Source organism: Pseudoxanthomonas spadix BD-a59 (assembly GCF_000233915.3).
Classification (GTDB): domain Bacteria; phylum Pseudomonadota; class Gammaproteobacteria; order Xanthomonadales; family Xanthomonadaceae; genus Pseudoxanthomonas_A; species Pseudoxanthomonas_A spadix.
The window spans coordinates 2,578,749-2,600,913 of sequence record NC_016147.2; the positions used below are offsets into that span (position 1 = coordinate 2,578,749).

The 22,165-nt window shown below is 64.4% G+C and carries 22 protein-coding genes; all 22 read right to left on the minus strand.

Annotation, left to right across the window (positions count from 1 at the left end):
* Positions 1-5: 5 nt before the first annotated feature.
* Complete coding sequence (rplX, locus tag DSC_RS11665) at positions 6-323, minus strand: 50S ribosomal protein L24 (RefSeq protein ID WP_014161371.1); 318 nt, start codon at positions 321-323, stop codon at positions 6-8.
* 133 nt (positions 324-456) lie between these two features.
* Positions 457-825 carry a 50S ribosomal protein L14 gene (gene rplN / locus DSC_RS11670; RefSeq protein WP_014161372.1) on the minus strand — a complete coding sequence of 123 codons (369 nt, stop codon included), beginning with the start codon at positions 823-825 and terminating at the stop codon, positions 457-459.
* A gap of 14 nt (positions 826-839) precedes the next feature.
* Complete coding sequence (rpsQ, locus tag DSC_RS11675; RefSeq protein WP_014161373.1) at positions 840-1,106, minus strand: 30S ribosomal protein S17; 267 nt, start codon at positions 1,104-1,106, stop codon at positions 840-842.
* An 11-nt stretch (positions 1,107-1,117) separates the two neighbouring features.
* Positions 1,118-1,318, minus strand: coding sequence for a 50S ribosomal protein L29 (gene rpmC, locus DSC_RS11680; protein WP_014161374.1), 201 nt, complete (start codon positions 1,316-1,318; stop codon positions 1,118-1,120).
* Positions 1,318-1,731 (minus strand): 50S ribosomal protein L16, encoded by a 414-nt coding sequence (rplP, locus tag DSC_RS11685; protein WP_014161375.1) that lies wholly within the window; start codon positions 1,729-1,731, stop codon positions 1,318-1,320. Before rplP ends, rpmC begins: the two co-directional genes overlap by 1 nt.
* Positions 1,732-1,737: 6 nt before the next feature.
* Positions 1,738-2,457 carry a 30S ribosomal protein S3 gene (gene rpsC / locus DSC_RS11690; protein ID WP_014161376.1) on the minus strand — a complete coding sequence of 240 codons (720 nt, stop codon included), beginning with the start codon at positions 2,455-2,457 and terminating at the stop codon, positions 1,738-1,740.
* Between the two features lie 4 nt (positions 2,458-2,461).
* Positions 2,462-2,803 (minus strand): 50S ribosomal protein L22, encoded by a 342-nt coding sequence (gene rplV / locus DSC_RS11695; protein ID WP_014161377.1) that lies wholly within the window; start codon positions 2,801-2,803, stop codon positions 2,462-2,464.
* A gap of 10 nt (positions 2,804-2,813) precedes the next feature.
* Entirely contained in the window at positions 2,814-3,089 is a 276-nt protein-coding gene (gene rpsS, locus DSC_RS11700; protein WP_014161378.1) for a 30S ribosomal protein S19, read from the minus strand.
* A gap of 6 nt (positions 3,090-3,095) precedes the next feature.
* Positions 3,096-3,923, minus strand: a complete 828-nt coding sequence (gene rplB / locus DSC_RS11705) for a 50S ribosomal protein L2 (RefSeq protein ID WP_014161379.1) — start codon at positions 3,921-3,923, stop codon at positions 3,096-3,098.
* 11 nt (positions 3,924-3,934) lie between these two features.
* Positions 3,935-4,237: a 50S ribosomal protein L23 gene (gene rplW / locus DSC_RS11710; protein ID WP_014161380.1), complete on the minus strand. Its 303-nt coding sequence runs from the start codon at positions 4,235-4,237 to the stop codon at positions 3,935-3,937.
* Positions 4,234-4,839, minus strand: coding sequence for a 50S ribosomal protein L4 (rplD, locus tag DSC_RS11715; RefSeq protein WP_014161381.1), 606 nt, complete (start codon positions 4,837-4,839; stop codon positions 4,234-4,236). Before rplD ends, rplW begins: the two co-directional genes overlap by 4 nt.
* Before the next feature lie 11 nt (positions 4,840-4,850).
* On the minus strand, positions 4,851-5,504 hold the full coding sequence (gene rplC, locus DSC_RS11720; protein WP_014161382.1) for a 50S ribosomal protein L3: 654 nt from the start codon (positions 5,502-5,504) through the stop codon (positions 4,851-4,853).
* An 11-nt stretch (positions 5,505-5,515) separates the two neighbouring features.
* A complete protein-coding gene (gene rpsJ, locus DSC_RS11725) occupies positions 5,516-5,827 on the minus strand; it encodes a 30S ribosomal protein S10 (RefSeq protein WP_014161383.1) in 312 nt (103 codons plus the stop codon).
* Positions 5,828-6,531: 704 nt separating this feature from the next.
* Positions 6,532-7,722 (minus strand): elongation factor Tu, encoded by a 1,191-nt coding sequence (tuf, locus tag DSC_RS11730; protein ID WP_014161384.1) that lies wholly within the window; start codon positions 7,720-7,722, stop codon positions 6,532-6,534.
* 137 nt (positions 7,723-7,859) lie between these two features.
* Entirely contained in the window at positions 7,860-9,947 is a 2,088-nt protein-coding gene (gene fusA / locus DSC_RS11735; protein WP_014161385.1) for an elongation factor G, read from the minus strand.
* A 188-nt stretch (positions 9,948-10,135) separates the two neighbouring features.
* Positions 10,136-10,603: a 30S ribosomal protein S7 gene (gene rpsG / locus DSC_RS11740; RefSeq protein WP_014161386.1), complete on the minus strand. Its 468-nt coding sequence runs from the start codon at positions 10,601-10,603 to the stop codon at positions 10,136-10,138.
* Between the two features lie 12 nt (positions 10,604-10,615).
* Entirely contained in the window at positions 10,616-10,990 is a 375-nt protein-coding gene (gene rpsL / locus DSC_RS11745) for a 30S ribosomal protein S12 (protein WP_014161387.1), read from the minus strand.
* A gap of 232 nt (positions 10,991-11,222) precedes the next feature.
* Positions 11,223-15,446, minus strand: coding sequence for a DNA-directed RNA polymerase subunit beta' (rpoC, locus tag DSC_RS11750; RefSeq protein WP_014161388.1), 4,224 nt, complete (start codon positions 15,444-15,446; stop codon positions 11,223-11,225).
* Positions 15,447-15,601: 155 nt separating this feature from the next.
* Positions 15,602-19,759: a DNA-directed RNA polymerase subunit beta gene (gene rpoB / locus DSC_RS11755; protein WP_014161389.1), complete on the minus strand. Its 4,158-nt coding sequence runs from the start codon at positions 19,757-19,759 to the stop codon at positions 15,602-15,604.
* 285 nt (positions 19,760-20,044) lie between these two features.
* Positions 20,045-20,413: a 50S ribosomal protein L7/L12 gene (gene rplL, locus DSC_RS11760; RefSeq protein ID WP_014161390.1), complete on the minus strand. Its 369-nt coding sequence runs from the start codon at positions 20,411-20,413 to the stop codon at positions 20,045-20,047.
* 42 nt (positions 20,414-20,455) lie between these two features.
* Entirely contained in the window at positions 20,456-20,995 is a 540-nt protein-coding gene (gene rplJ, locus DSC_RS11765; RefSeq protein ID WP_014161391.1) for a 50S ribosomal protein L10, read from the minus strand.
* Between the two features lie 470 nt (positions 20,996-21,465).
* Complete coding sequence (gene rplA, locus DSC_RS11770) at positions 21,466-22,164, minus strand: 50S ribosomal protein L1 (RefSeq protein ID WP_014161392.1); 699 nt, start codon at positions 22,162-22,164, stop codon at positions 21,466-21,468.
* Between the last annotated feature and the right edge of the window lies 1 nt (position 22,165).

Genomic DNA, 22,165 nt, shown 5'->3' on the forward strand with positions numbered 1-22,165 from the left:
ATTCCTCAGGCGTCGAGCGCCTCACCGCTGGAGCGGAACACACGCAGTTTGCGTCCATCCTCCAGCACCTTGAAGCCAATGCGCTCGCCCTTGCCGGTAGCGGCGTTGAACGGAGCGACATTGGAGATATGGATCGAGGCTTCGCGCTCGACGACGCCACCAGCAACACCAGCCTGGGGGTTCGGCTTGGTATGGCGCTTGACGATGTTGACGTTGGACACGACCACGCGGTCGCCTTCCACACGCAGCACATCGCCCTGCTTGCCCTTGTCCTTGCCGGTCAGGACGACCACGCGGTCGCCTTTCTTGATTCGGTTAGCCATTGTAGTTTCTCTGGTTGGAAAGCCGCTGCCATCCCTGGCGTCACTTCACCACTTCGGATCGCCCTGCCCGGCCATCCTGGCCGGGCGTTCGCCGGGGCAGTGCGGCATAGGCCGCGCCCGGCTCACCCTCCGCTCACAGCACTTCGGGTGCGAGCGAGACGATCTTCATGAACTTCTCGGAGCGCAGTTCACGTGTCACCGGTCCGAAGATACGGGTCCCGATCGGCTCCTGCTTGTTGTTGAGCAGCACCGCGGCGTTGCCGTCGAAGCGGATCAGCGAACCGTCGGCGCGACGCACACCCTTGCGGGTCCGCACCACGACCGCGTCGTAGACTTCACCCTTCTTGACCTTGCCGCGCGGGATCGCATCCTTCACGGTGACCTTGATGATGTCACCGATGCCGGCATAGCGACGCTTGGAGCCGCCCAGCACCTTGATGCACATCAGCTCCTTGGCGCCGGAGTTGTCGGCCGCGTCGAGATAGCTCTGCATCTGGATCATGATTCAGACTCCTCTTATTCGGCCGCGCGGGCGACGATCTCGACCACGCGCCAGTTCTTGGTCTTGGACAGCGGCGCGATCTCCACGATCCGGACCAGGTCGCCTTCGTTGCAGGCATTGTCGGCGTCGTGGGCGTGCAGCTTGGTCGAGCGCTTGATGTACTTGCCGTACAGGGCGTGCTTGACCTGACGCTCCACCAGAATGGTGACCGTCTTGTCCATCTTGTTGCTCACGACACGGCCTTCGACCGTGCGCTGCGTTTTCTGTTCGTTGTCACTCATGTCGGCGGTCCTTACTTCTGCTTGCTCGATCGCGGCCGGCCGAGCAGGGTCTTGACGCGAGCGATCTCGCGGCGGACCCGGCGGGTTTCGTGGGTCTTCGGCAGCTGGCCGGTGGCCTTCTGCATGCGCAGGGAAAACTGCTCCTTGCGCAGCTCGCCCAAATGGGCGTTGAGCTCGTCAGCAGACTTCTCGCGGAGTTCGTTGATGGCCATTAGCGCACCGTCCGGGCAACAAAGGTGGTGGTGACCGAAAGCTTGGCGGCAGCTAGGCGGAACGCCTCGCGCGCCGTTGCCTCATCCACGCCTTCGATTTCATAGATCATGCGGCCCGGCTGAATCTGGGCGACCCAGTACTCCACGTTGCCCTTGCCGGAGCCCATGCGCACTTCGATCGGCTTCTTGGTGATGGGCTTGTCGGGGAACACGCGGATCCACATCTTGCCGCCGCGCTTGACATAGCGACTGATGGAACGCCGCGCAGCCTCGATCTGACGCGCGGTCAGCTGGCCGTGCGCCGTGGCCTTCAGGCCGTACTCGCCGAATGAGACGAGGTTTCCGCTCCAGCTCAGGCCCGAATTGCGGCCCTTGTGCATCTTGCGGTATTTGGTTCGCTTGGGTTGCAACATTGCCGGTTACCTCGCATCACGATCGCGGGACGGGCGCGACGGACGTTCACTGCGCTCGGGGCGCGAATCGTCCTGCTTTTCCTGACCCACCTGGCTGAAGTCGAACACTTCGCCCTTGTAGACCCACACCTTGATACCGATGATTCCGTAGGTGGTCTTGGCTTCGGCAAAACCGTAGTCGATGTCCGCGCGCAGGGTGTGCAGCGGCACACGACCCTCGCGGTACCACTCGGAACGGGCGATCTCGGCACCGTTCAGACGGCCAGCCACGTTCACCTTGATGCCCAGGGCACCGAGGCGGATCGCGTTACCGACCGCGCGCTTCATCGCGCGGCGGAACATGATGCGCCGCTCCAGCTGCTGGGCGATGGACTCGGCCACCAGCTGGGCGTCCAGCTCGGGCTTGCGCACTTCGGTGACGTTGATGTGCGCCGGAACGCCCATCATCTCGCTCACTTCCTTGCGCAGCTTCTCGATGTCCTCGCCGCGCTTGCCGATCACCACGCCCGGACGGGCGGTGTGAATGGTCACGCGGGCGGTCTTGGCCGGACGCTCGATCAGGATCCTGCTGATGCCGGCCTGGGCAAGCTTCTTGCGCAGCATCTCGCGAACCTTGAGGTCGGCGGCCAGATAGCTGGCGTAGTCGCCCTTGTTGGCGAACCACTTGGAGTTCCAGTCCTTGGAGATGCCAAGGCGGATACCGGTCGGATGTACTTTATGGCCCATAGTCTTATTTGCCCTTGCCTTCGCCAACCACCACGGTGATATGGCTGGTGCGCTTGAGGATGCGCGTGCCGCGGCCCTTGGCGCGGGCCATGAAACGCTTCAGCGTCGGGCCTTCGTCGACCATGATGGTCGTGACCTTCAGCTCGTCGACGTCGGCGCCCTGGTTGTTCTCGGCATTGGCGATGGCCGACTCGACCACCTTCTTGATCAGGGCCGCAGCCTTCTTGTCCGAGAACTTCAGCAGGTTGACGGCGCGCTCAGCCGACAGACCGCGCACCTGGTCGGCGACCAGGCGGGCCTTCTGCGGGGAGATGCGCGCGGTGCGCAGGATGGCTTTCGCTTCCATTGTCATCTCCTCAGCGCTTGCCGGCCGACTTCTTGTCGCCACCGTGACCCTTGAAGGTCCGGGTGACGGCAAATTCGCCGAGCTTGTGGCCGACCATGTTCTCGTTGACCAGCACCGGAACGTGGTTCTTGCCGTTGTGCACGGCGATGGTGAAACCCACCATTTCCGGCAGGATCATGGAACGACGCGACCAGGTCTTGATCGGACGCTTGCTACCGGCCGCAGCCTCCACCTTCTTGATCAGGTGGTGATCGACGAACGGGCCTTTCTTGAGTGAACGTGCCATGGTCGATTAGCCCCTACGATCGCGGACGATGAATTGCTGGGTGCGCTTGTTGTGGCGCGTCTTGTAACCCTTGGTCGGTACGCCCCAGGGCGTGACCGGATGCGGGTTGCCCTGGCCAGCCTTGGCCTCACCACCGCCGTGCGGATGGTCGACCGGGTTCATGGCTGCGCCGCGGACGGTCGGCTTGACACCGCGCCAGCGCTTGGCGCCTGCCTTGCCCAGCTTCTCGAGGCTGTGCTCGTCGTTGCCGACTTCACCGACGGTGGCGCAGCATTCGGCCGGCACCTTGCGCATTTCGCCGGAGCGAAGACGCAGGGTGGCAAAGCCCTGCTCGCGGGCCACCAACTGCACCGCGGCACCGGCAGCGCGGGCGATCTGCGCGCCCTTGCCGACCTTCAGCTCGATGCAGTGGACCGTCGTACCGACCGGGATGTTCAGCAGCGGCAGGGTGTTGCCGGCGCGGATCGGGGCGTCACGGCCGGCGATCACCTGGTCGCCGGCCTTCAGGCCCTTGGGCGCGATGATGTAACGGCGCTCACCGTCGACATAGCACAGCAACGCAATGTGCGCGGTGCGGTTGGGATCGTATTCGATCCGCTCGACACGGGCGGGAATGCCGACCTTGTCGCGCTTGAAATCGATGATGCGGTAATGTTGCTTGTGGCCACCGCCGATGTGGCGGGTGGTGATGCGGCCATGGTGGTTGCGACCGCCGGTCTTGCTCTGCTTCTCCAGCAGCGCAGCATGCGGGGCACCCTTGTGCAGGTCCGGCGTCACCACGCGCACGGCCGAACGACGGCCGGGGGAAGTGGGTTTGAATTTCATCAATGGCATGTGGGTCTACCTCAGGCCGTGGCCGACACGTCGATGGCCTGGCCATCGGCCAGACGCACATACGCCTTCTTCCAGTCGCCGCGGCGGCCGCTGCGGTTACGGAAGGACTTGTTCTTGCCCTTGACGTTCACCACGTTGACAGCCTCGACCTTGACGTCGAACAATTGCTCGACCGCGGCCTTGATATCAGCCTTGGTGGAATCGTTCGAGACTTCGAAGACATACTGATTGGATACTTCCTGCAGCCGTGCCGTCTTTTCAGACACGCGCGGCGCGCGCAGCACACTGAAGATTTTCTCGTTACTGATGCTCATGCCAGCCACTCCTCGATCTTCTTCACCGCCTCAGCGGTGATCACGACCGTGTCGGCACCGACCAGCGATGCCGGGTCCAGACCCTGCACGTCACGCACCTGGACGTAGCGCAGGTTGCGGGCCGACAGGTACAGGTGCTCGGAAGCGTCTTCGGTCACGATCAGCGGACGCGTGCCGACGTTCAGGCCCTGGAGCTTGGAAATCAGGCTCTTGGTGCTGGTCGCCTCGACGTCGAAGGTATCGACGACGGTCAGGCGGTCCTGGCGAGCCAGCTCGCTCAGGATGGCCTTCATCGCCGCCCGGTACATCTTGCGGTTGACCTTCTGCTCGAAGCTGCGCGGCTTGGCCGCAAAGGTCACGCCGCCACCAACGAAGATCGGAGCCGTCAGCGCGCCGTGACGCGCACCGCCGCCCTTCTGCTTCTTGGACTTCTTGGTGGTGCCGTTGACTTCCGAACGGGTCTTCTGGGCCTTGGTGCCCGCGCGACCTGCGTTGCGGTAGGCCACGACGACCTGGTGGACCAAGTCCTGACTGAATTGGCGGCCAAACACTTCGTCGGAGACCGACAGGGTGTTGGCGCTGCCGTTAATGGCAAGTTCCATCATCGTTCTCCTTAGCCCTTGCTCGCCGGCCGCACGATCACGTCGCCACCCGGCGCGCCCGGCACGGCACCGCGAATGGCGATCAGGCCACGCTCGAGGTCCACGCGGACGACTTCAAGGTTCTGCGTGCTCTGCTGCACGGCACCCATGTGGCCGGACATCTTCTTGCCCGGAAACACACGACCCGGGGTCTGGCGCTGACCGAGCGAACCCGGTGCGCGATGCGACAGCGAGTTGCCGTGGGTGGCGTCACCCATCCGGAAGTTGTAGCGCTTGATCGTGCCCTGAAAGCCCTTGCCCTTGGTCACACCCTGGACGTCGACCTTCTGGCCCACTTCAAAGATGTCGGCCTTGATCTCGCCGCCAATGCTGAAGTCGCCGATCCTGTCAGGTTCCACGCGCAGCTCCCACAGGCCGCGACCTGGCTCGACCTTGGCCTTGGCCAGGTGACCGGAAATCGGCTTGTTGATCAGACCCGCACGACGCGTTCCCACGGCAACCTGCACGGCGCTGTAGCCGTCGGTCTCGGTGGTCTTGATCTGGGTGATGCGATTGGGGGTGGCTTCGATCAGGGTGACCGGGATGGACTTGCCATCTTCGGTGAACACCCGGGTCATGCCGGCCTTGCGGCCAACGATGCCCAACGAAAATTTCTTCGCAGTCATGGTCGTTTGCCTCAGGTCAACTTGATCTGGACGTCAACGCCAGCCGCCAGCTCGAGCTTCATCAGCGCGTCGACGGTCTTGTCGTTGGGATCCACGATATCCAGCACACGCTTGTGGGTGCGGGTCTCGTACTGATCGCGCGCGTCCTTGTCGGCGTGCGGCGACACCAGAATGGTGTAGCGCTCGATCTTGGTGGGAAGCGGGATCGGGCCGCGCACTTGCGCGCCGGTCCGCTTGGCCGTTTCGACGATCTCGCTTGCCGATCGGTCGATCAGGCGATGATCGTAGGCTTTGAGCCTGATACGGATCTTCTGGTCCGCCATGACGATTTCCTGTGTTGAAAGAGCGACGGGCGCGGCCTCTGGGATGCCTTGCCCCGGTAATGGTTCACGTGCTTTTTTGAAGGTCCCTGCGCCGTGTGCTGCCTGATCCAGGCTGCGCGCCGGGGCCGTCAAAGGCCCGGGAATCTTCCTGACAAACAAGGCAGACCGATGAACGGCCTGCCCAGACGGGGAAGTATAGAACGCATGAACTACGGCCGTCAACTACTCGGGCGCAATACCAGCGCGAAAAGTTGCCTTTTCACGCCATCGATTCACACGTCAACGTCCTGTCTGGCGAACACGAGGCACTTCCTGCGCCTCTTTTCGCGGTAGGCCGGTCGCATCTCCCAGGATGGACCGGCGGTCACTGCAGTACTTACTGGCGGGGATGGGAAACCCAAGTCCTGCCGAGCCCCTGGATCCCCGATTGAAGCATTCGGGGATGACGATCTGACAAAGCCCTGCGCGTCCTTTGGATCCCCGATTGAAGCATTCGGGGATGACGATCTGACAAAGCCCCGCGCGTCCTTTGGATCCCGCCTGCGCGGGGATGATGTTCCGGCAAAGGCCTGCGCGTCCTTTGGATCCCCGCCTGCGCGGGGATGATGTTCTGGCGAAACCCTGCGCGTCCTTTGGATCCCCGCCTGCGCGGGGATGATGTTCCGGCAAAGGCGTTCGCGCGGGTGCGCGAACGCGCCGTCACATCACTTGATGATCTTGGCTACGACGCCGGCGCCGACGGTGCGGCCGCCTTCGCGGATCGCAAAGCGCAGGCCTTCGTCCATCGCCACCGGGTTGATCAGGGTCACGGTCATCTTCACGTTGTCGCCCGGCATCACCATCTCGGTGCCTTCCGGCAGCGTCACCGCACCGGTGATGTCGGTGGTGCGGAAGTAGAACTGCGGACGGTAGCCCTTGAAGAACGGGGTGTGGCGGCCGCCTTCGTCCTTGCTCAGCACGTAGACCTCGGCCTCGAACTCGGTGTGCGGCTTGATCGAACCGGGCTTGGCCAGTACCTGGCCGCGCTCGACGTCGTCGCGCTTGGTGCCGCGCAGCAGCAGGCCGGCATTGTCGCCTGCCTGGCCCTGGTCCAGCAGCTTGCGGAACATCTCCACGCCGGTCACGGTGGTCTTCTGCACCGGACGGATGCCGACGATCTCGATTTCGTCGCCAACCTTGATCACGCCGCGCTCGATTCGGCCGGTCACCACGGTGCCACGGCCGGAAATCGAGAACACGTCTTCGACCGGCATCAGGAACGCCTTGTCGATGTCGCGCTGCGGTTCGGGAATGAACGTATCCAGCGCATCGACCAGCTTCAGGATCGAGGGCACGCCGATCTCGCTCTGGTCTCCTTCCAGCGCCAGGCGGGCCGAGCCGTGGATGATCGGGGTGTCATCGCCGGGGAAGTCGTACTTGCTCAGCAGCTCGCGCACTTCCATCTCGACCAGCTCGAGCAGCTCGGCGTCATCGACCATGTCAGCCTTGTTCAGGTAGACCACGATGTGCGGCACGCCGACCTGGCGCGACAGCAGGATGTGCTCGCGGGTCTGCGGCATCGGGCCGTCGGCGGCCGAGCACACCAGGATCGCCCCGTCCATCTGCGCCGCACCGGTGATCATGTTCTTGACATAGTCGGCGTGGCCCGGGCAGTCCACGTGCGCGTAGTGGCGGTTGGGCGATTCGTATTCCACGTGCGCGGTGGAGATCGTGATCCCGCGCGCCTTCTCTTCCGGCGCCGCGTCGATCGCGTCATAGGCCTTGAACTCGCCACCGAACCGCTCGGCACCGACCTTGGTCAGTGCAGCGGTCAGCGTGGTCTTGCCATGGTCCACATGACCGATGGTGCCCACGTTCACGTGCGGCTTGGTGCGCTCGAACTTACCCTTTGCCATTGTCGTAATACCCTGCTGATAGTTTTCCGGAATTTTGGTCCCGGGACCCGGGACCGGCGACCGGCGACCCGAAGAAGCAAAAGCGCCATGGCTCTTGATCTTCCGGGTCCCCGGTCCCGGGCCCCGAATCCCGGCTCTTATTTCTTGGTGACCGCTTCGGCGATGTTGGCCGGCGCTTCGGCGTAATGGTCGAACTCCATCGAGAAGGTCGCCCGGCCCTGCGACATCGAGCGCAGCGTGGTGGCGTAACCGAACATCTCGCCCAGCGGCACCATCGCCTTGATCACCTTGCCCGAGGGTGTGTCATCCTGGCCCTGCAGGATGCCGCGACGACGACTGACATCGCCCATCACGTCGCCCAGGTAATCCTCGGGGGTGACGATCTCGACCTTCATGATCGGCTCCAGCAGGACCGGACTGGCCTTGCTGAAGGCCTCCTTGAACGCCATGGAGCCGGCGACCTTGAACGCCATTTCGTTGGAGTCCACGTCGTGGAACGAACCATCGACGGCCTTGATGGACACATCGACCACCGGGAAGCCGGCGAGCACGCCGTTCTTCAGTGCGTCCTCGATGCCCTTGCCGGCCGCAGCGACGTATTCCTTCGGCACCACGCCACCGACGATCGCGCTCTCGTAGGAGAAGCCCGCGCCGCGCTCGGCCGGCTCCATCTCGATGACGATGTGGCCGTACTGGCCGCGGCCACCGGACTGGCGCACGAACTTGCCTTCCTGCCTGACCGCCTTGCGGATGGTCTCGCGGTAGGCCACCTGCGGCTTGCCGACGTTGGCTTCAACGTTGAACTCGCGCTTCATGCGGTCGACGATGATTTCCAAGTGCAGCTCGCCCATGCCGGCGATGATGGTCTGGCCGGATTCCTCATCGGTACGGACACGGAAGGACGGGTCTTCCTGCGCCAGGCGACCCAGCGCCACGCCCATCTTTTCCTGGTCCGACTTGGTCTTGGGCTCGACCGCCATCGAGATCACCGGCTCCGGGAACACCATCCGCTCCAGGGTAATGATCTTGTCCTGCGCGCACAGCGTGTCACCGGTGGTGACGTCCTTCAGGCCCACCGCGGCAGCGATGTCGCCTGCGCGCACTTCCTTGATTTCCTCGCGATTGTTGGAATGCATCTGCAGGATGCGACCCACCCGCTCCTTCTTCGACTTGACCGGGTTGTACACCGCGTCGCCAGAGTTCAGCACGCCCGAGTAGACGCGGAAGAAGGTCAGCGAACCCACGAACGGGTCGGTCATGATCTTGAACGCCAGCGCCGAGAAGGGCTCGCTGTCGCTGGCCTTGCGGGTGTCTTCCTTCTCGTTCTCGTCGATGCCCTGCACCGGCGGACGATCGGTTGGCGAGGGCAGCAGCTGGATCACGCCGTCGAGCATGGCCTGCACGCCCTTGTTCTTGAAGGCGGTGCCGCAGTACACCGGCACCACTTCCACGCGCAGGGTGCGCTCACGCAGACCCGACAGGATCTCTTCCTCGGACAGCTCGCCCTCGTTGAGGTACTTGTCCATCAGCGTTTCGCTGGCTTCGGCCGCGGCTTCGACCATGAAGCTGCGCGCGGCTTCGGCCTCTTCCCGCAGATCGGCCGGGATGTCGCGGTACTCGAACACGGTGCCCTGGGAGGCGGTATCCCAGTGGATTGCCTTCATCTTGATCAGGTCGACCACGCCCTCGAAGCCGTCCTCGGCGCCGATCGGCACCTGCATCGGCACTGCATAGGCTCCCAGGCGGGTCTTGAGCTGCTCGACCACCTTGTTGAAGTTGGCACCGGTGCGGTCCATCTTGTTGACGAACGCAAGCCGCGGCACCGCGTACTTGTTGGCCTGGCGCCACACGGTCTCGGACTGCGGCTGCACGCCGCCGACCGCGCACAGCACGAACACCGCGCCATCAAGCACGCGCAGCGAGCGCTCCACTTCGATGGTGAAGTCCACGTGCCCGGGGGTGTCGATGATGTTGAAGCGGTGTTGCGGCATGGACTTGTCCATGCCCGACCAGAACGCGGTGGTCGCAGCGGAGGTGATCGTGATGCCACGCTCCTGCTCCTGCTCCATCCAGTCCATCGTGGCGGCGCCATCGTGCACTTCACCGATCTTGTGGCTGACGCCGGTGTAGAACAGGATGCGCTCCGACGTGGTGGTCTTGCCCGCGTCGATGTGGGCCATGATGCCGAAGTTGCGGTAACGCTCGATGGGAGTGGTGCGAGCCACGAGGAGTCTCTCTTGTTTGTTGATAGAACGCCGCGCGCTGAGCGTGCGGACGGGGGCGGAGGATCACCGGTTTCCTAAAGACCGAACGCCGCCCGAGGGCGGCTTTCGTCGTCTTGGCGCGGTGATCACCGCAGCGTGGCGCCTGAATGGCGCCTGGGGGCCGTTGAATCAAGCCCCCGGCATGGCTGTTACCAGCGGTAGTGCGCGAACGCCTTGTTGGCTTCGGCCATGCGGTGGGTTTCTTCCCGCTTCTTGACGGCGCCGCCACGATTTTCCGAGGCGTCCAGCAGTTCGGCGGCCAGCTTCCTTGGCATGGTGTTTTCACCACGCTTGCGGGCCGACTCGATCAGCCAGCGCATGGCCAGGGCCAGGCGGCGCGAGGCGCGCACTTCGACCGGCACCTGGTAGGTGGCACCACCGACGCGGCGCGACTTGACCTCGACCGCCGGGGAGATATTTTCCAACGCCTTCTCGACCAGCTCGAGGGGGTTGGGATTCTTCTCGCCAATGACGTCCATGGCGCCGTAGACGATCTTCTCGGCGACGGACTTCTTGCCGCTCAGCATCACCATGTTGATGAAGCGGGCGATGGTCTGCGACCCGTGCTTGGGGTCAGGCAGAACAGTGCGCTGCGGCGCGGAACCTTTACGTGACATTGTCTTATTCCCTTAGCTCTTCGGGCGCTTGGCGCCGTACTTGGAACGGCCCTGGCGACGCTTGGCAACGCCGGCGGCGTCCAGCGAACCGCGCACGGTGTGGTAACGGACGCCCGGCAGGTCCTTGACGCGACCGCCGCGGATGAGCACCACCGAGTGCTCCTGCAGGTTGTGCCCTTCGCCACCGATGTAGCTGATGACTTCTTCCTGGTTGGTCAGGCGCACCTTGGCCACCTTGCGCAGCGCCGAGTTCGGCTTCTTGGGCGTGGTGGTGTAGACGCGGGTGCAGACGCCACGGCGCTGCGGGCAGTTGTCCAGCGCGGGCGACTGGCTCTTGTACGTGGGTGCCTGCCGCGGCTTGCGGACCAGCTGGTTGATCGTTGCCATCTTTGGATTCTTCGAATGAAGGCACCGGAGAAACCGGGCCTTGAGCGTGAAAACGACAGCAGGCCGTAAAAGCGGCCCGCCGAGACAGGAGAGTATAGCGGGCTATCGAATTTGTCGTCAACCGATCAAATCCATCCAGCCGTCTGGTCGATCCCCGACCGGGAGACGGGGCACCTCCTGCGCCCCTTTCCACCTGGCCCGGCCAGCCCTGGCAAGGGCCGGCCGGTGTTGCTTACTGCCCGGCGCCGCTTTCGGACTCGGCATCGCCGCCTTCGGCGATCGCTTCGGTGCTGGCCGGACCGGACAGGGCTGCCATTTCCGACTCGGTCAGGCCCGCGGCGTTGCGCCGGCGGCCGGCGTGGTAGGTCAGACCCGTGCCTGCAGGAATCAGCCGGCCGACGATCACGTTTTCCTTCAGGCCGCGCAGGTTGTCGCGGGTGCCGCGCACGGCGGCCTCGGTCAGTACCCGGGTGGTTTCCTGGAAGGACGCTGCCGAGATGAACGACTCGGTGGCCAGGGACGCCTTGGTGATGCCCAGCAGGACCGGATCGGCCTGGGCCGGCAGCTCGTTGCGGGCCACCAGCTTGGCGTTCTCCTCGATCATGCGTTGCTTCTCGACCTGCTCGCCGGCCAGGAACTTGCTGTTGCCGGGATCGGTGATTTCCACCTTGCGCAGCATCTGGCGGGTGATCACTTCGATGTGCTTGTCGTTGATCTTCACGCCCTGCAGGCGGTAGACGTCCTGGATTTCCTTGACCAGATAGGCCGCCAGCGGCTCGACACCCAGCAGGCGCAGGATGTCCTGCGGGCTCGGCTCGCCGTCCACGATGGTTTCGCCCTTGGCCACGTGCTCGCCTTCGAACACGATGATCTGACGGAACTTGGGAATCAGCTCCTCGTGCTCGGTGCCGTCGGTGTCCTTGATGATCAGGCGCTGCTTGCCCTTGGTGTCCTTGCCGAAGCTGACCACGCCCGATCGCTCGGCCAGGATCGCAGGATCCTTGGGCTTGCGCGCTTCGAACAGGTCGGCCACGCGCGGCAGACCGCCGGTGATGTCGCGGGTCTTGGAAGCTTCCTGCGGCACCTTGGTGACCACGTCGCCCACGCCGACGGCGGCGCCGTCCTGCAGGTTGACGACCGAACGCGGCGGCAGCAGGTACTGCGCCGGCAGGTCGGTGCCCGGGATGTTCAGGTCATTGCCGTCGGCGTCGACGATGCGCACCAGCGGACGCAGGTCCTTGCCCTGCGAGCCACGACGCTTCGGATCGGTGATCTCGCGCGAGGCCAGGCCGGTCAGCTCGTCGGTCTTCTCGATGACGGTGATGCCGTCGACGAAGTCCACGAAGCGCACGAACCCGGCCACTTCCGACACGATCGGGTGGTTGTGCGGATCCCAGTTGGCCACGGTCTGGCCAGCCTTGACCGGATCGCCGTCCTTGACATTGATGGTCGCGCCGTAGGTCAGCTTGTAGCGCTCGCGCTCACGGCCGTGCGCGTCCAGCACCGACAGTTCGCCCGAGCGCGACACGGCCACCAGGTTGCCGCTGGCGTGTTCGACCGACTTGAGGTTGTTGAACTTGACCGAGCCGGTGGTCTTGACCGTGATGTTGTCCACCGCTGCCGCACGCGAGGCCGCGCCACCGATGTGGAACGTGCGCATGGTCAGCTGGGTGCCGGGCTCACCGATCGACTGGGCGGCGATCACGCCGACCGCTTCGCCGATGTTGACGGTGTGGCCGCGGGCCAGGTCGCGCCCGTAGCACAGCGCGCACACGCCGAACTCCGAAGTGCAGGTGATGGTCGAGCGGACCTTCAGTGCCTGCACGCTGGCGTCCTCGAGCTTCTGCACCCACGCTTCGTCCAGCAGCGTGTTGCGGGTGACGATCGGATCCTCGTCGTTGCCCGGCAGGAACACGTCCTCGGCCACGATCCGGCCCAGCACGCGCTCGCGCAGCGGCTCGACCACATCGCCGCCTTCCACGATCGGGGTCATGGTAAGACCTTGCGATGTGCCGCAATCGACTTCGGTGATCACCACGTCCTGGGCCACGTCGACCAGGCGACGGGTCAGGTAACCGGAGTTGGCGGTCTTGAGCGCGGTATCGGCCAGGCCCTTGCGGGCACCGTGGGTGGAGTTGAAGTACTCCTGCACGTTCAGGCCTTCGCGGAAGTTGGCCTTGATCGGCGTCTCGATGATCGAGCCATCGGGACGGGCCATCAGGCCGCGCATGCCGGCCAGCTGGCGGATCTGGGCCTGGCTGCCGCGGGCACCGGAGTCGGCCATGATGTACAGCGAGTTCATCGACTTCTCGTTGATGGTCTCGCCCTTGGCGTTGACCACCTTCTCGGTGCCGATGGTGTCCATCATCGCCTTGGCGATGCGCTCGTTGGTCCGCGACCAGATGTCCACGACCTTGTTGTAGCGCTCGCCGGCGGTCACCAGGCCGGACTGGTACTGTTCCTGGATCTCCAGCACTTCCTGCTCGGCCTCGCTCAGGATGCTCTTCTTCTCCTCGGGGATGACCATGTCGTTGATGCCGATCGACACGCCGGCGCGGGTGGCGTAGGCAAAGCCGGTGTACATCAGCTTGTCGGCGAACACCACCGTGTCCTTCAGGCCCAGCTGGCGGTAGCTGGAGTTGATCAGGCGCGAGATGTTCTTCTTGGTCAGGTCGGTGTTGGCCAGCGCAAACGGCAGGCCATCGGGCAGGATTTCGGCCAGCAGCGCACGCCCGATCGTGGTCTCCACGATCGCGGTCTTCTTCTCCCGGCTGCCGTCCTCGCCGATCACCGTCTCGGTGATGCGGACCTTGACCTTGGCATGCAGTTCCACCACCCGGTTGTCGTAGGCGCGCTTGACTTCGGCGATGTTGGCAAAGGCCATGCCCTCGCCCTTCTTGTTTTCCAGCGCGCGGGTCATGTAGTACAGGCCCAGCACCACGTCCTGCGAGGGCACGATGATCGGCTCGCCATTGGCCGGCGACAGGATGTTGTTGGAGGACATCATCAGCGCGCGCGCTTCGAGCTGGGCCTCCAGCGAGAGCGGCACGTGCACGGCCATCTGGTCACCGTCGAAGTCGGCGTTGAACGCGGTGCAGACCAGCGGATGCAGCTGGATGGCCTTGCCTTCGATCAGCACCGGCTCGAACGCCTGGATGCCCAGGCGATGCAGGGTCGGTGCACGATTCAGCAGCACCGGATGCTCGCGGATGACTTCTTCCAGGATGTCCCAGACTTCGCCTTCCTCGCGCTCGACCAGCTTCTTGGCCGCCTTGATGGTGGTGGCCAGGCCGCGACGCTGCAGCTTGGCGAACACGAACGGCTTGAACAGCTCAAGCGCCATCTTCTTGGGCAGGCCGCACTGGTGCAGCTTCAGGTACGGACCGACCACGATGACCGAACGGCCCGAATAGTCCACACGCTTGCCCAGCAGGTTCTGGCGGAAGCGGCCCTGCTTGCCCTTGATCATGTCGGCCAGCGACTTGAGCGGGCGCTTGTTAGTGCCGGTGATGGCGCGGCCGCGGCGGCCGTTGTCCATCAGCGCGTCAACCGACTCCTGCAGCATGCGCTTTTCGTTGCGCACGATGATGTCCGGCGCATTGAGCTCCAGCAGCCGGCGCAGGCGGTTGTTGCGGTTGATGACGCGGCGGTACAGGTCGTTCAGGTCCGAGGTCGCGAAGCGGCCGCCATCCAGCGGCACCAGCGGACGCAGGTCCGGCGGCAGCACCGGCAGCACGGTCATGACCATCCATTCCGGACGATTGCCCGACTCGAGGAAGGCTTCGACCAGCTTGATCCGCTTGGTCAGGCGCTTGAGCTTGGTTTCCGAACCGGTGCTGGCGATTTCCTCGCGCAGCTTGACCATCTCGGCCTGCAGGTCGATGCCGCGCAGCAACTCGAACACCGCTTCGGCGCCCATGGCGGCATCGAAGTCGTCGCCGTGCTCCTGGCGCGCAATCATGTACTGCTCTTCGTTGAGCAGCTGGCGGCTTTCCAGCGGGGTCAGGCCCGGCTCGGTCACCACGTAGGCTTCGAAGTACAGCACCCGCTCGATGTCGCGCAGGGTCATGTCCAGCATCAGGCCGATGCGCGAGGGCAGCGACTTGAGGAACCAGATGTGCGCGACCGGCGAGGCCAGGTCGATGTGGCCCATGCGCTCGCGGCGCACCTTGGCCAGGGTGACCTCGGTGCCGCACTTCTCGCAGACCACGCCGCGGTGCTTCATGCGCTTGTACTTGCCGCACAGGCACTCGTAGTCCTTGATCGGCCCGAAGATGGCGGCGCAGAACAGGCCGTCGCGCTCGGGCTTGAAGGTCCGGTAGTTGATGGTTTCCGGCTTCTTCACTTCGCCGAAGGACCACGAGCGGATCAGGTCCGGGGAGGCCAGCGCGATCTTGATCGCGTCGAAGTCCAGGGTCTGGCGCTGCTGGTTGAAGAGGTTGAGCAGGTCTTTCATTGGGGTTTCTCCAGGTCGGAGGAATTCGTATCAAAGATGGGCTGAAAGGCTGTTCGTCGGGACCCGGGGCCGGGGACCGGGGACCCGGAAAGTCAAAAGCACCTGGCTCCTGACTTTCCCGGGTCCCGGGTCCCCGGTCCCGAATCCCGGCTACATCAGTTGTCTTCCAGCTCCATGTTGATGGCCAGCGAGCGGATTTCCTTCACCAACACGTTGAAGGACTCCGGCATGCCCGCGACCATCTCGTGTTCGCCATCGACGATGTTCTTGTACATCTGGTTGCGGCCCTGCACGTCGTCGGACTTGACCGTGAGCATTTCCTGCAGGGTGTGCGCCGCGCCGTAGGCTTCCAGCGCCCAGACTTCCATTTCGCCGAAGCGCTGGCCACCGAACTGCGCCTTGCCGCCCAGCGGCTGCTGGGTGACCAGCGAGTACGGGCCGGTCGAACGGGCGTGCATCTTGTCGTCGACCAGGTGGTTCAGCTTGAGCATGTGCATGTAGCCCACGGTGGTGTGGCGATCGAATGCCTCGCCGGTGCGCCCGTCATACAGCTGGGTCTGGCCACTGGTGGGCAGGTCGGCCAGCTCGAGCATGTGCTTGATCTCGCTTTCCGCCGCGCCGTCGAACACCGGGGTGGCCATCGGCACGCCATCGGTGAGGTTCTTGGCCAGGGCGATCAGCTCGGCGTCACTGAACTGCGACAGGTCCACGCGGTCCTCGCCCAGCTTCTGGTCGTGGTTGTAGATCTGGGCCAGGAAGGCACGCAGGTCGCTCACCGCAGCCTGGGCCTCGAGCATGCCCTGGATCTTGCGACCCAGGCCCTTGGCGGCCCAGCCCAGATGCACTTCCAGGACCTGGCCGATGTTCATGCGCGAAGGCACGCCCAGCGGGTTCAGCACGATGTCCACGGTCTCGCCGTTGGCCATGTACGGCATGTCCTCCACCGGCACGATGGTCGACACCACGCCCTTGTTGCCATGACGGCCGGCCATCTTGTCGCCCGGCTGGATCCGCCGCTTTACGGCCAGGAACACCTTGACCATCTTCAGCACGCCCGGGGCCAGGTCGTCGCCGGCGGTGATCTTGCCGCGCTTGTCGGCGAAGCGACGCTCGAACTCCTTCTCGTGCGCCTGGATCTGCTTCTGGGCGCGCTCGATGGCGTCGGCAGCGTCGTCGTCCTTCATGCGGATCGCGAACCAGTCGGCCTTCTTCAGGCCGTCCAGGTAGGCGTCAGTGATGGTGTCGCCCTTCTTCAGGTTGGTGCCACCGTTGGCGACCTTGCCCACCAGCTGCCCGCGAAGACGCGCGAAGATCGCGTTCTCCAGGATCCGGAACTGGTCGTCGAAGTCCTTCTTGACCCGCTTGATCTCCGATTCCTCGATCTGGCGCGCGCGCTTGTCCTTCTCGATGCCGTCACGGGTGAAGACCTGCACGTCGATGACCACCCCGTCCATGCCCGGGGGCACGCGCAGCGAGCTGTCCTTCACGTCCGAAGCCTTCTCGCCGAAGATCGCGCGCAGCAGCTTCTCTTCCGGGGTCAGCTGGCTCTCGCCCTTGGGCGTGACCTTGCCGACCAGGATGTCGCCAGCGCGCACTTCGGCGCCGATGTACACCACGCCGGACTCGTCCAGGCGGTTCAGTGCGCTCTCGGACACGTTGGGAATGTCGGCCGAGATCTCCTCCGGACCCAGCTTGGTGTCGCGCGCCTGGACGGTGAGTTCCTCGATGTGGATGGTGGTGTAGCGATCCTCTTCCACCACGCGCTCGGACAGCAGGATGGAGTCTTCGAAGTTGTAGCCGTTCCACGGCATGAACGCGATCAGCATGTTCTGGCCCAGGGCCAGTTCGCCGATGTCGGTGGACGGGCCGTCGGCCAGCACGTCGCCACGGGCCACCACGTCACCCACGTTCACCAGCGGGGTCTGGTTGATGCAGGTGTTCTGGTTGGAGCGGGTGTACTTGATCAGCGAATAGATATCCACGCCGGCATCGTGCTCGCCGGAGATCTCCTCCTCGTTGACCTTGACCACGATGCGCGCCGCATCGATCTGCACCACCTCGCCGCCGCGACGGGCGTTGACGGTCACACCGGAGTCGCGCGCCACGGCGCGCTCGATGCCGGTGCCGACCAGCGGCTTCTGCGAACGCAGCGTCGGCACGGCCTGGCGCTGCATGTTGGCGCCCATCAGCGCGCGGTTGGCGTCATCGTGCTCCAGGAACGGCACCAGCGCGGCGGCGATGGACACGGTCTGCATGGGCGAGACGTCCATGAAGTCCACTTCCGCCGGCGGCTTGAGCAGCGATTCGCCCTGGAAGCGGCACGGCACGAACTGCTCGGTCAGACGGCTCTTGGCATCGTGCAGCGCATTGGCCTGGGCGATGACGTACTCGTTCTCCTCGATCGCCGAGAGGTATTCGATCTCGTCGGTGATCTGGCCGTCCACGACCTTGCGGTACGGCGTCTCGAGGAAGCCATACGCGTTGGTGCGGGCATACACGGCCAGCGAGTTGATCAGGCCGATGTTCGGGCCTTCCGGGGTCTCGATGGTGCAGACCCGGCCGTAATGGGTCGGATGCACGTCGCGCACTTCGAAGCCGGCGCGCTCGCGGGTCAGGCCGCCCGGGCCAAGGGCCGAGACGCGACGCTTGTGGGTGACTTCCGACAGCGGGTTGTTCTGGTCCATGAACTGGGACAGCTGCGAGGAACCGAAGAATTCCTTGATCGCCGCGGCCACCGGCTTGGCGTTGATCAGCTCCTGCGGGGTCAGGCCCTCGGACTCGGCCATCGACAGGCGCTCCTTGACCGCACGCTCGACCCGGACCAGGCCCACGCGGAACACGTTCTCGGCCATTTCGCCGACCGAACGCACGCGCCGGTTGCCCAGGTGATCGATGTCGTCCACCACGCCGCGGCCGTTGCGGATCTCGGTCAGGGTCTGGATCACTTCCAGGATGTCCGAGGTATCGCCATTGGTGGCGACCAGACGCTTGGATTCCTCGTCGTTGCGGGCGCTGAAGTACTTGTGGTCGTACAGGACCGACTCGCCGGTGGTTTCCTTGCGGCCCACGCGGCGGTTGAACTTCATGCGGCCGACGCTGGACAGGTCATAGCGCTCGAAGGTGAAGAACAGGTTGTGGAACAGGTTCTGCGCGGCGTCCTTGGTCGGCGGCTCGCCCGGACGCATCATCCGGTAGATCTCCACCAGCGCTTCGAGCTGGGTCCTGGTCGGATCGATGCGCAGGGTGTTGGACAGGTAGGCGCCACGGTCCAGGTCGTTCACCCACAGGGTGCCGACCGTTTCCACGCCGGCCTTGCGGAACGCGGCCAGCTGCTCTTCGGTGATCTCATCGTTGGCACTGGCCAGCAGTTCGCCGGTCGCCGGATCGACCACGTCGTGCGACAAGATGCGGGTGATCAGGTATTCGTCCGGCACGGCCAGGGCGGCCACGCCAGCGGCCTCGAGCTGCTTGACATGGCGGGCGGTGATGCGCTTGCCGGCCTCGACGATGACCTTGTCGCCATCGGCCAGGTCGAAGTTCAGCGTTTCGCCGCGCAGGCGCTCGGGCACCAGCTCAAGCTGCACGCCTTCCTTGGGGTCGATGTGGAAGGTGTTGATCTCGAAGAAATGGTTGAGCATCTCCTCGTTGTTGTAGCCCAGCGCGCGCAGCAGGATCGACACCGGCAGCTTGCGGCGACGGTCGATGCGGGTGAACAGCGCGTCCTTGGGGTCGAACTCGAAGTCCAGCCAGGAGCCGCGGTAGGGAATGATGCGGGCGCTGTACAGCAGCTTGCCCGAGCTGTGGGTCTTGCCCCGGTCGTGGTCGAAGAACACGCCCGGCGAACGATGCAGCTGGGAGACGATCACCCGCTCGGTGCCATTGACGATGAAGGTGCCGTTGTCGGTCATCAGCGGGATTTCGCCCAGATAGACCTCCTGCTCCTTCACGTACTTGATGGCCTTGGTCGAGGACTCACGGTCGTAGATCACCAGGCGCACGGTCACCCGCAGCGGGGCGCCGTAGCTCATGCCGCGCTGGCGGCACTCGCGCTCGTCGAACGCCGGCTCGCCCAGCTTGTAGCCGACATATTCCAGCGCGGCGTTGCCGGAGTAGCTGGAAATCGGGAACACCGACTTCAGCGCGGCGTGCAGGCCGCGGTCCTGGCGCTTGGCGGGGTCAACGCGCTCCTGCAGGAAGTCGCGGTAGGAATCGACCTGAATGGCGAGCAGGAACGGGACCTCCAGGATCGATCGCTGCTTGCCGAAGTCCTTGCGGATGCGCTTTTTTTCCGTGAACGAGTATGTCGTCGACATGGGGACATTGCCTCTGGCATCTGAGGAGCCACGCGTCCGCGGCCCCAGGGGGAACATTCTTTCGAATGGGAAGAACTGTCAGTTGGAAGTCGCTGGTATTGCCGGCACCAGCACGCCATCTCCCGCTACTTCCAACTACCAACTCGTGGGTTTTCTCGGCCGCGTCCGCGGCCCACTGCACCTGCGCTGCGGTCCTTGCGAGCGCCTTTCAACAACGACCGAAGGCCAGGGGCTTTCGCCCCCGGCCTGTGGGTGTCGCCGATGCAACCTGGCGACGAATTGCGGTTACTTCACTTCGACGGTCGCGCCCGCGGCCTCGAGGTCCTTCTTCATCTTCTCTGCGTCTTCCTTCGACACGCCTTCCTTGAGCACGCCACCGGCCTCGGTGAGGTCCTTGGCTTCCTTCAGGCCCAGGCCGGTGATGACACGCACCGCCTTGATGACGTCGACCTTCTTGGCGCCGGCTTCCTTGAGGATGACGTTGAACTCGGTCTGCTCTTCAACCACGGCAGCGGCGGCGGCCGGGCCAGCAGCAACAACCGGGGCGGCGGCGGACACGCCAAACTTCTCTTCGATCGCCTTGACCAGCTCCATGACTTCCATGAGGGTCTTTTCGGCGATGGCGTCGACGATCTGTTCGTTGGACAGGGACATTGTAATTACCTTCGGTCAATATTCTGGAATGGGATACGGAAATTAAGCCGTTTCAGCCGGGGCTTCCGCCTCGACCGACGCTGCCTGGTCACCACCGCCCTGCTTGTCGGCCACGGCCTTGACGGCGCGGGCGAACATGGCGGCCGGTTCGGCCAGGACGCGGGCGAGCATGGCCAGGGCCTGATCGCGGGTCGGCAGCGAAGCCAGGACGTCGACGTGGCTGGCCGGGTACAGCTGGCCACCGACGGCGACCACCTTGGGCTGCAGCTTGTCGTTGCTCTTGGCGAATTCCTTGATCAGGCGACCGGCAGCGCCGGGCTCCTCGGTCGAGAACGCGTACAGCAGCGGGCCGACCAACGAGTCCTTGGTGCACTCGTACTCGGTACCTTCCACTGCACGGGCGGCCAAGGTGTTCTTGACGACCCGCAGGTACACGCCGGACTCACGCGCCTGCTTGCGCATCGCGGTCATCTGACTGACCGTGGTGCCTGCGTACTCGGCGGCGATCAAGGAGTGCGCCTTGGCGGCGACCTCTGCCAGCTCGGCGACAACTTCTTGCTTCTGGGACAGATTGAGAGCCATTAATCACTCCTCTTGTGAACTCCGCTCACGGCTCCTGCCGCTTGCGGTCCAGGGCAGCGTCCATCCTGGACGCCGGGGATGCGATGCACCCCATCTGGTGGCCTTATCAACTGGCGCCCGAACCGGGAAACCAGAACAAACCGATGAAGGCGGCACCATCTGCGCGGGCTGGCCATCAGGCCAATCAAGCAGTCCCGCTAGCGCCGACGCCGAATCCCTGCCAGGACCGAGCTTCCCTGCCCGTCGTCGGAGCGCGCTGACCGCACCTGCGGTCTTTGACGGCTGTCGTTTTTGGCCAATGAAGCCCTTCACGACCGCCCCCAAACTTTTCACCGTCATCCCCGCGGATGCGGGAACCCAGTGACTTGGATCTTCCGGCGACCCGAAGCTTTGCTTCAAGTCGCCAGATCCCCGCCTTGGCGGGGATGAAGATTTGACAAAGCCGCGCGCAAGGCGAGCGGGTCAAATCGTCACTTCAGGCTCAGCGAGGACTGGTCCACGGTCACGCCGGGGCCCATGGTCGAGCTGAGCGAGATCTTCTGCAGGTACTGGCCCTTGGCGGTGGACGGCTTGGCCTTGACCAGGTCAGCCAGCAGTGCCTGCAAGTTGTCTTTCAGCGCTTCGTCCTCGAAGGAGGCCTTGCCGATGGTGCAGTGGATGATGCCGCCCTTGTCGGTGCGGTAGCGCACCTGGCCCGACTTGGCATTCCTCACCGCCTCACCCGGGTTCGGCGAGACCGTGCCGACCTTGGGGTTGGGCATCAGGCCGCGCGGGCCGAGGAGCTGGCCCAGCTTGCCGACCACGCGCATGGCGTCCGGGGTGGCGATGACCACGTCGTAGTTCAGGTCGCCGGCCTGCATCTTCTCGGCCAGATCGTCCATGCCGACCGCTTCGGCGCCAGCGGCCAGGGCTTCGTCAGCCTTGGCGCCGGCCGGGGCGAATACCGCCACCCGCACCGACTTGCCGGTACCGGCCGGCAGCACGGTCGAACCGCGCACCTGCTGGTCGGACTTCTTGGCGTCCACGCCCAGGCGCACGGCCACGTCAATGGATTCGACGAACTTGGACTTGGTGGCGCCCTTGAGGATCTTCACGGCCTCGTCAAAGGCATATGCCTTGCCGGGGGTTACGGCGGCCTGGATGGCCTTCTGTCGCTTGCTCAATGCCATC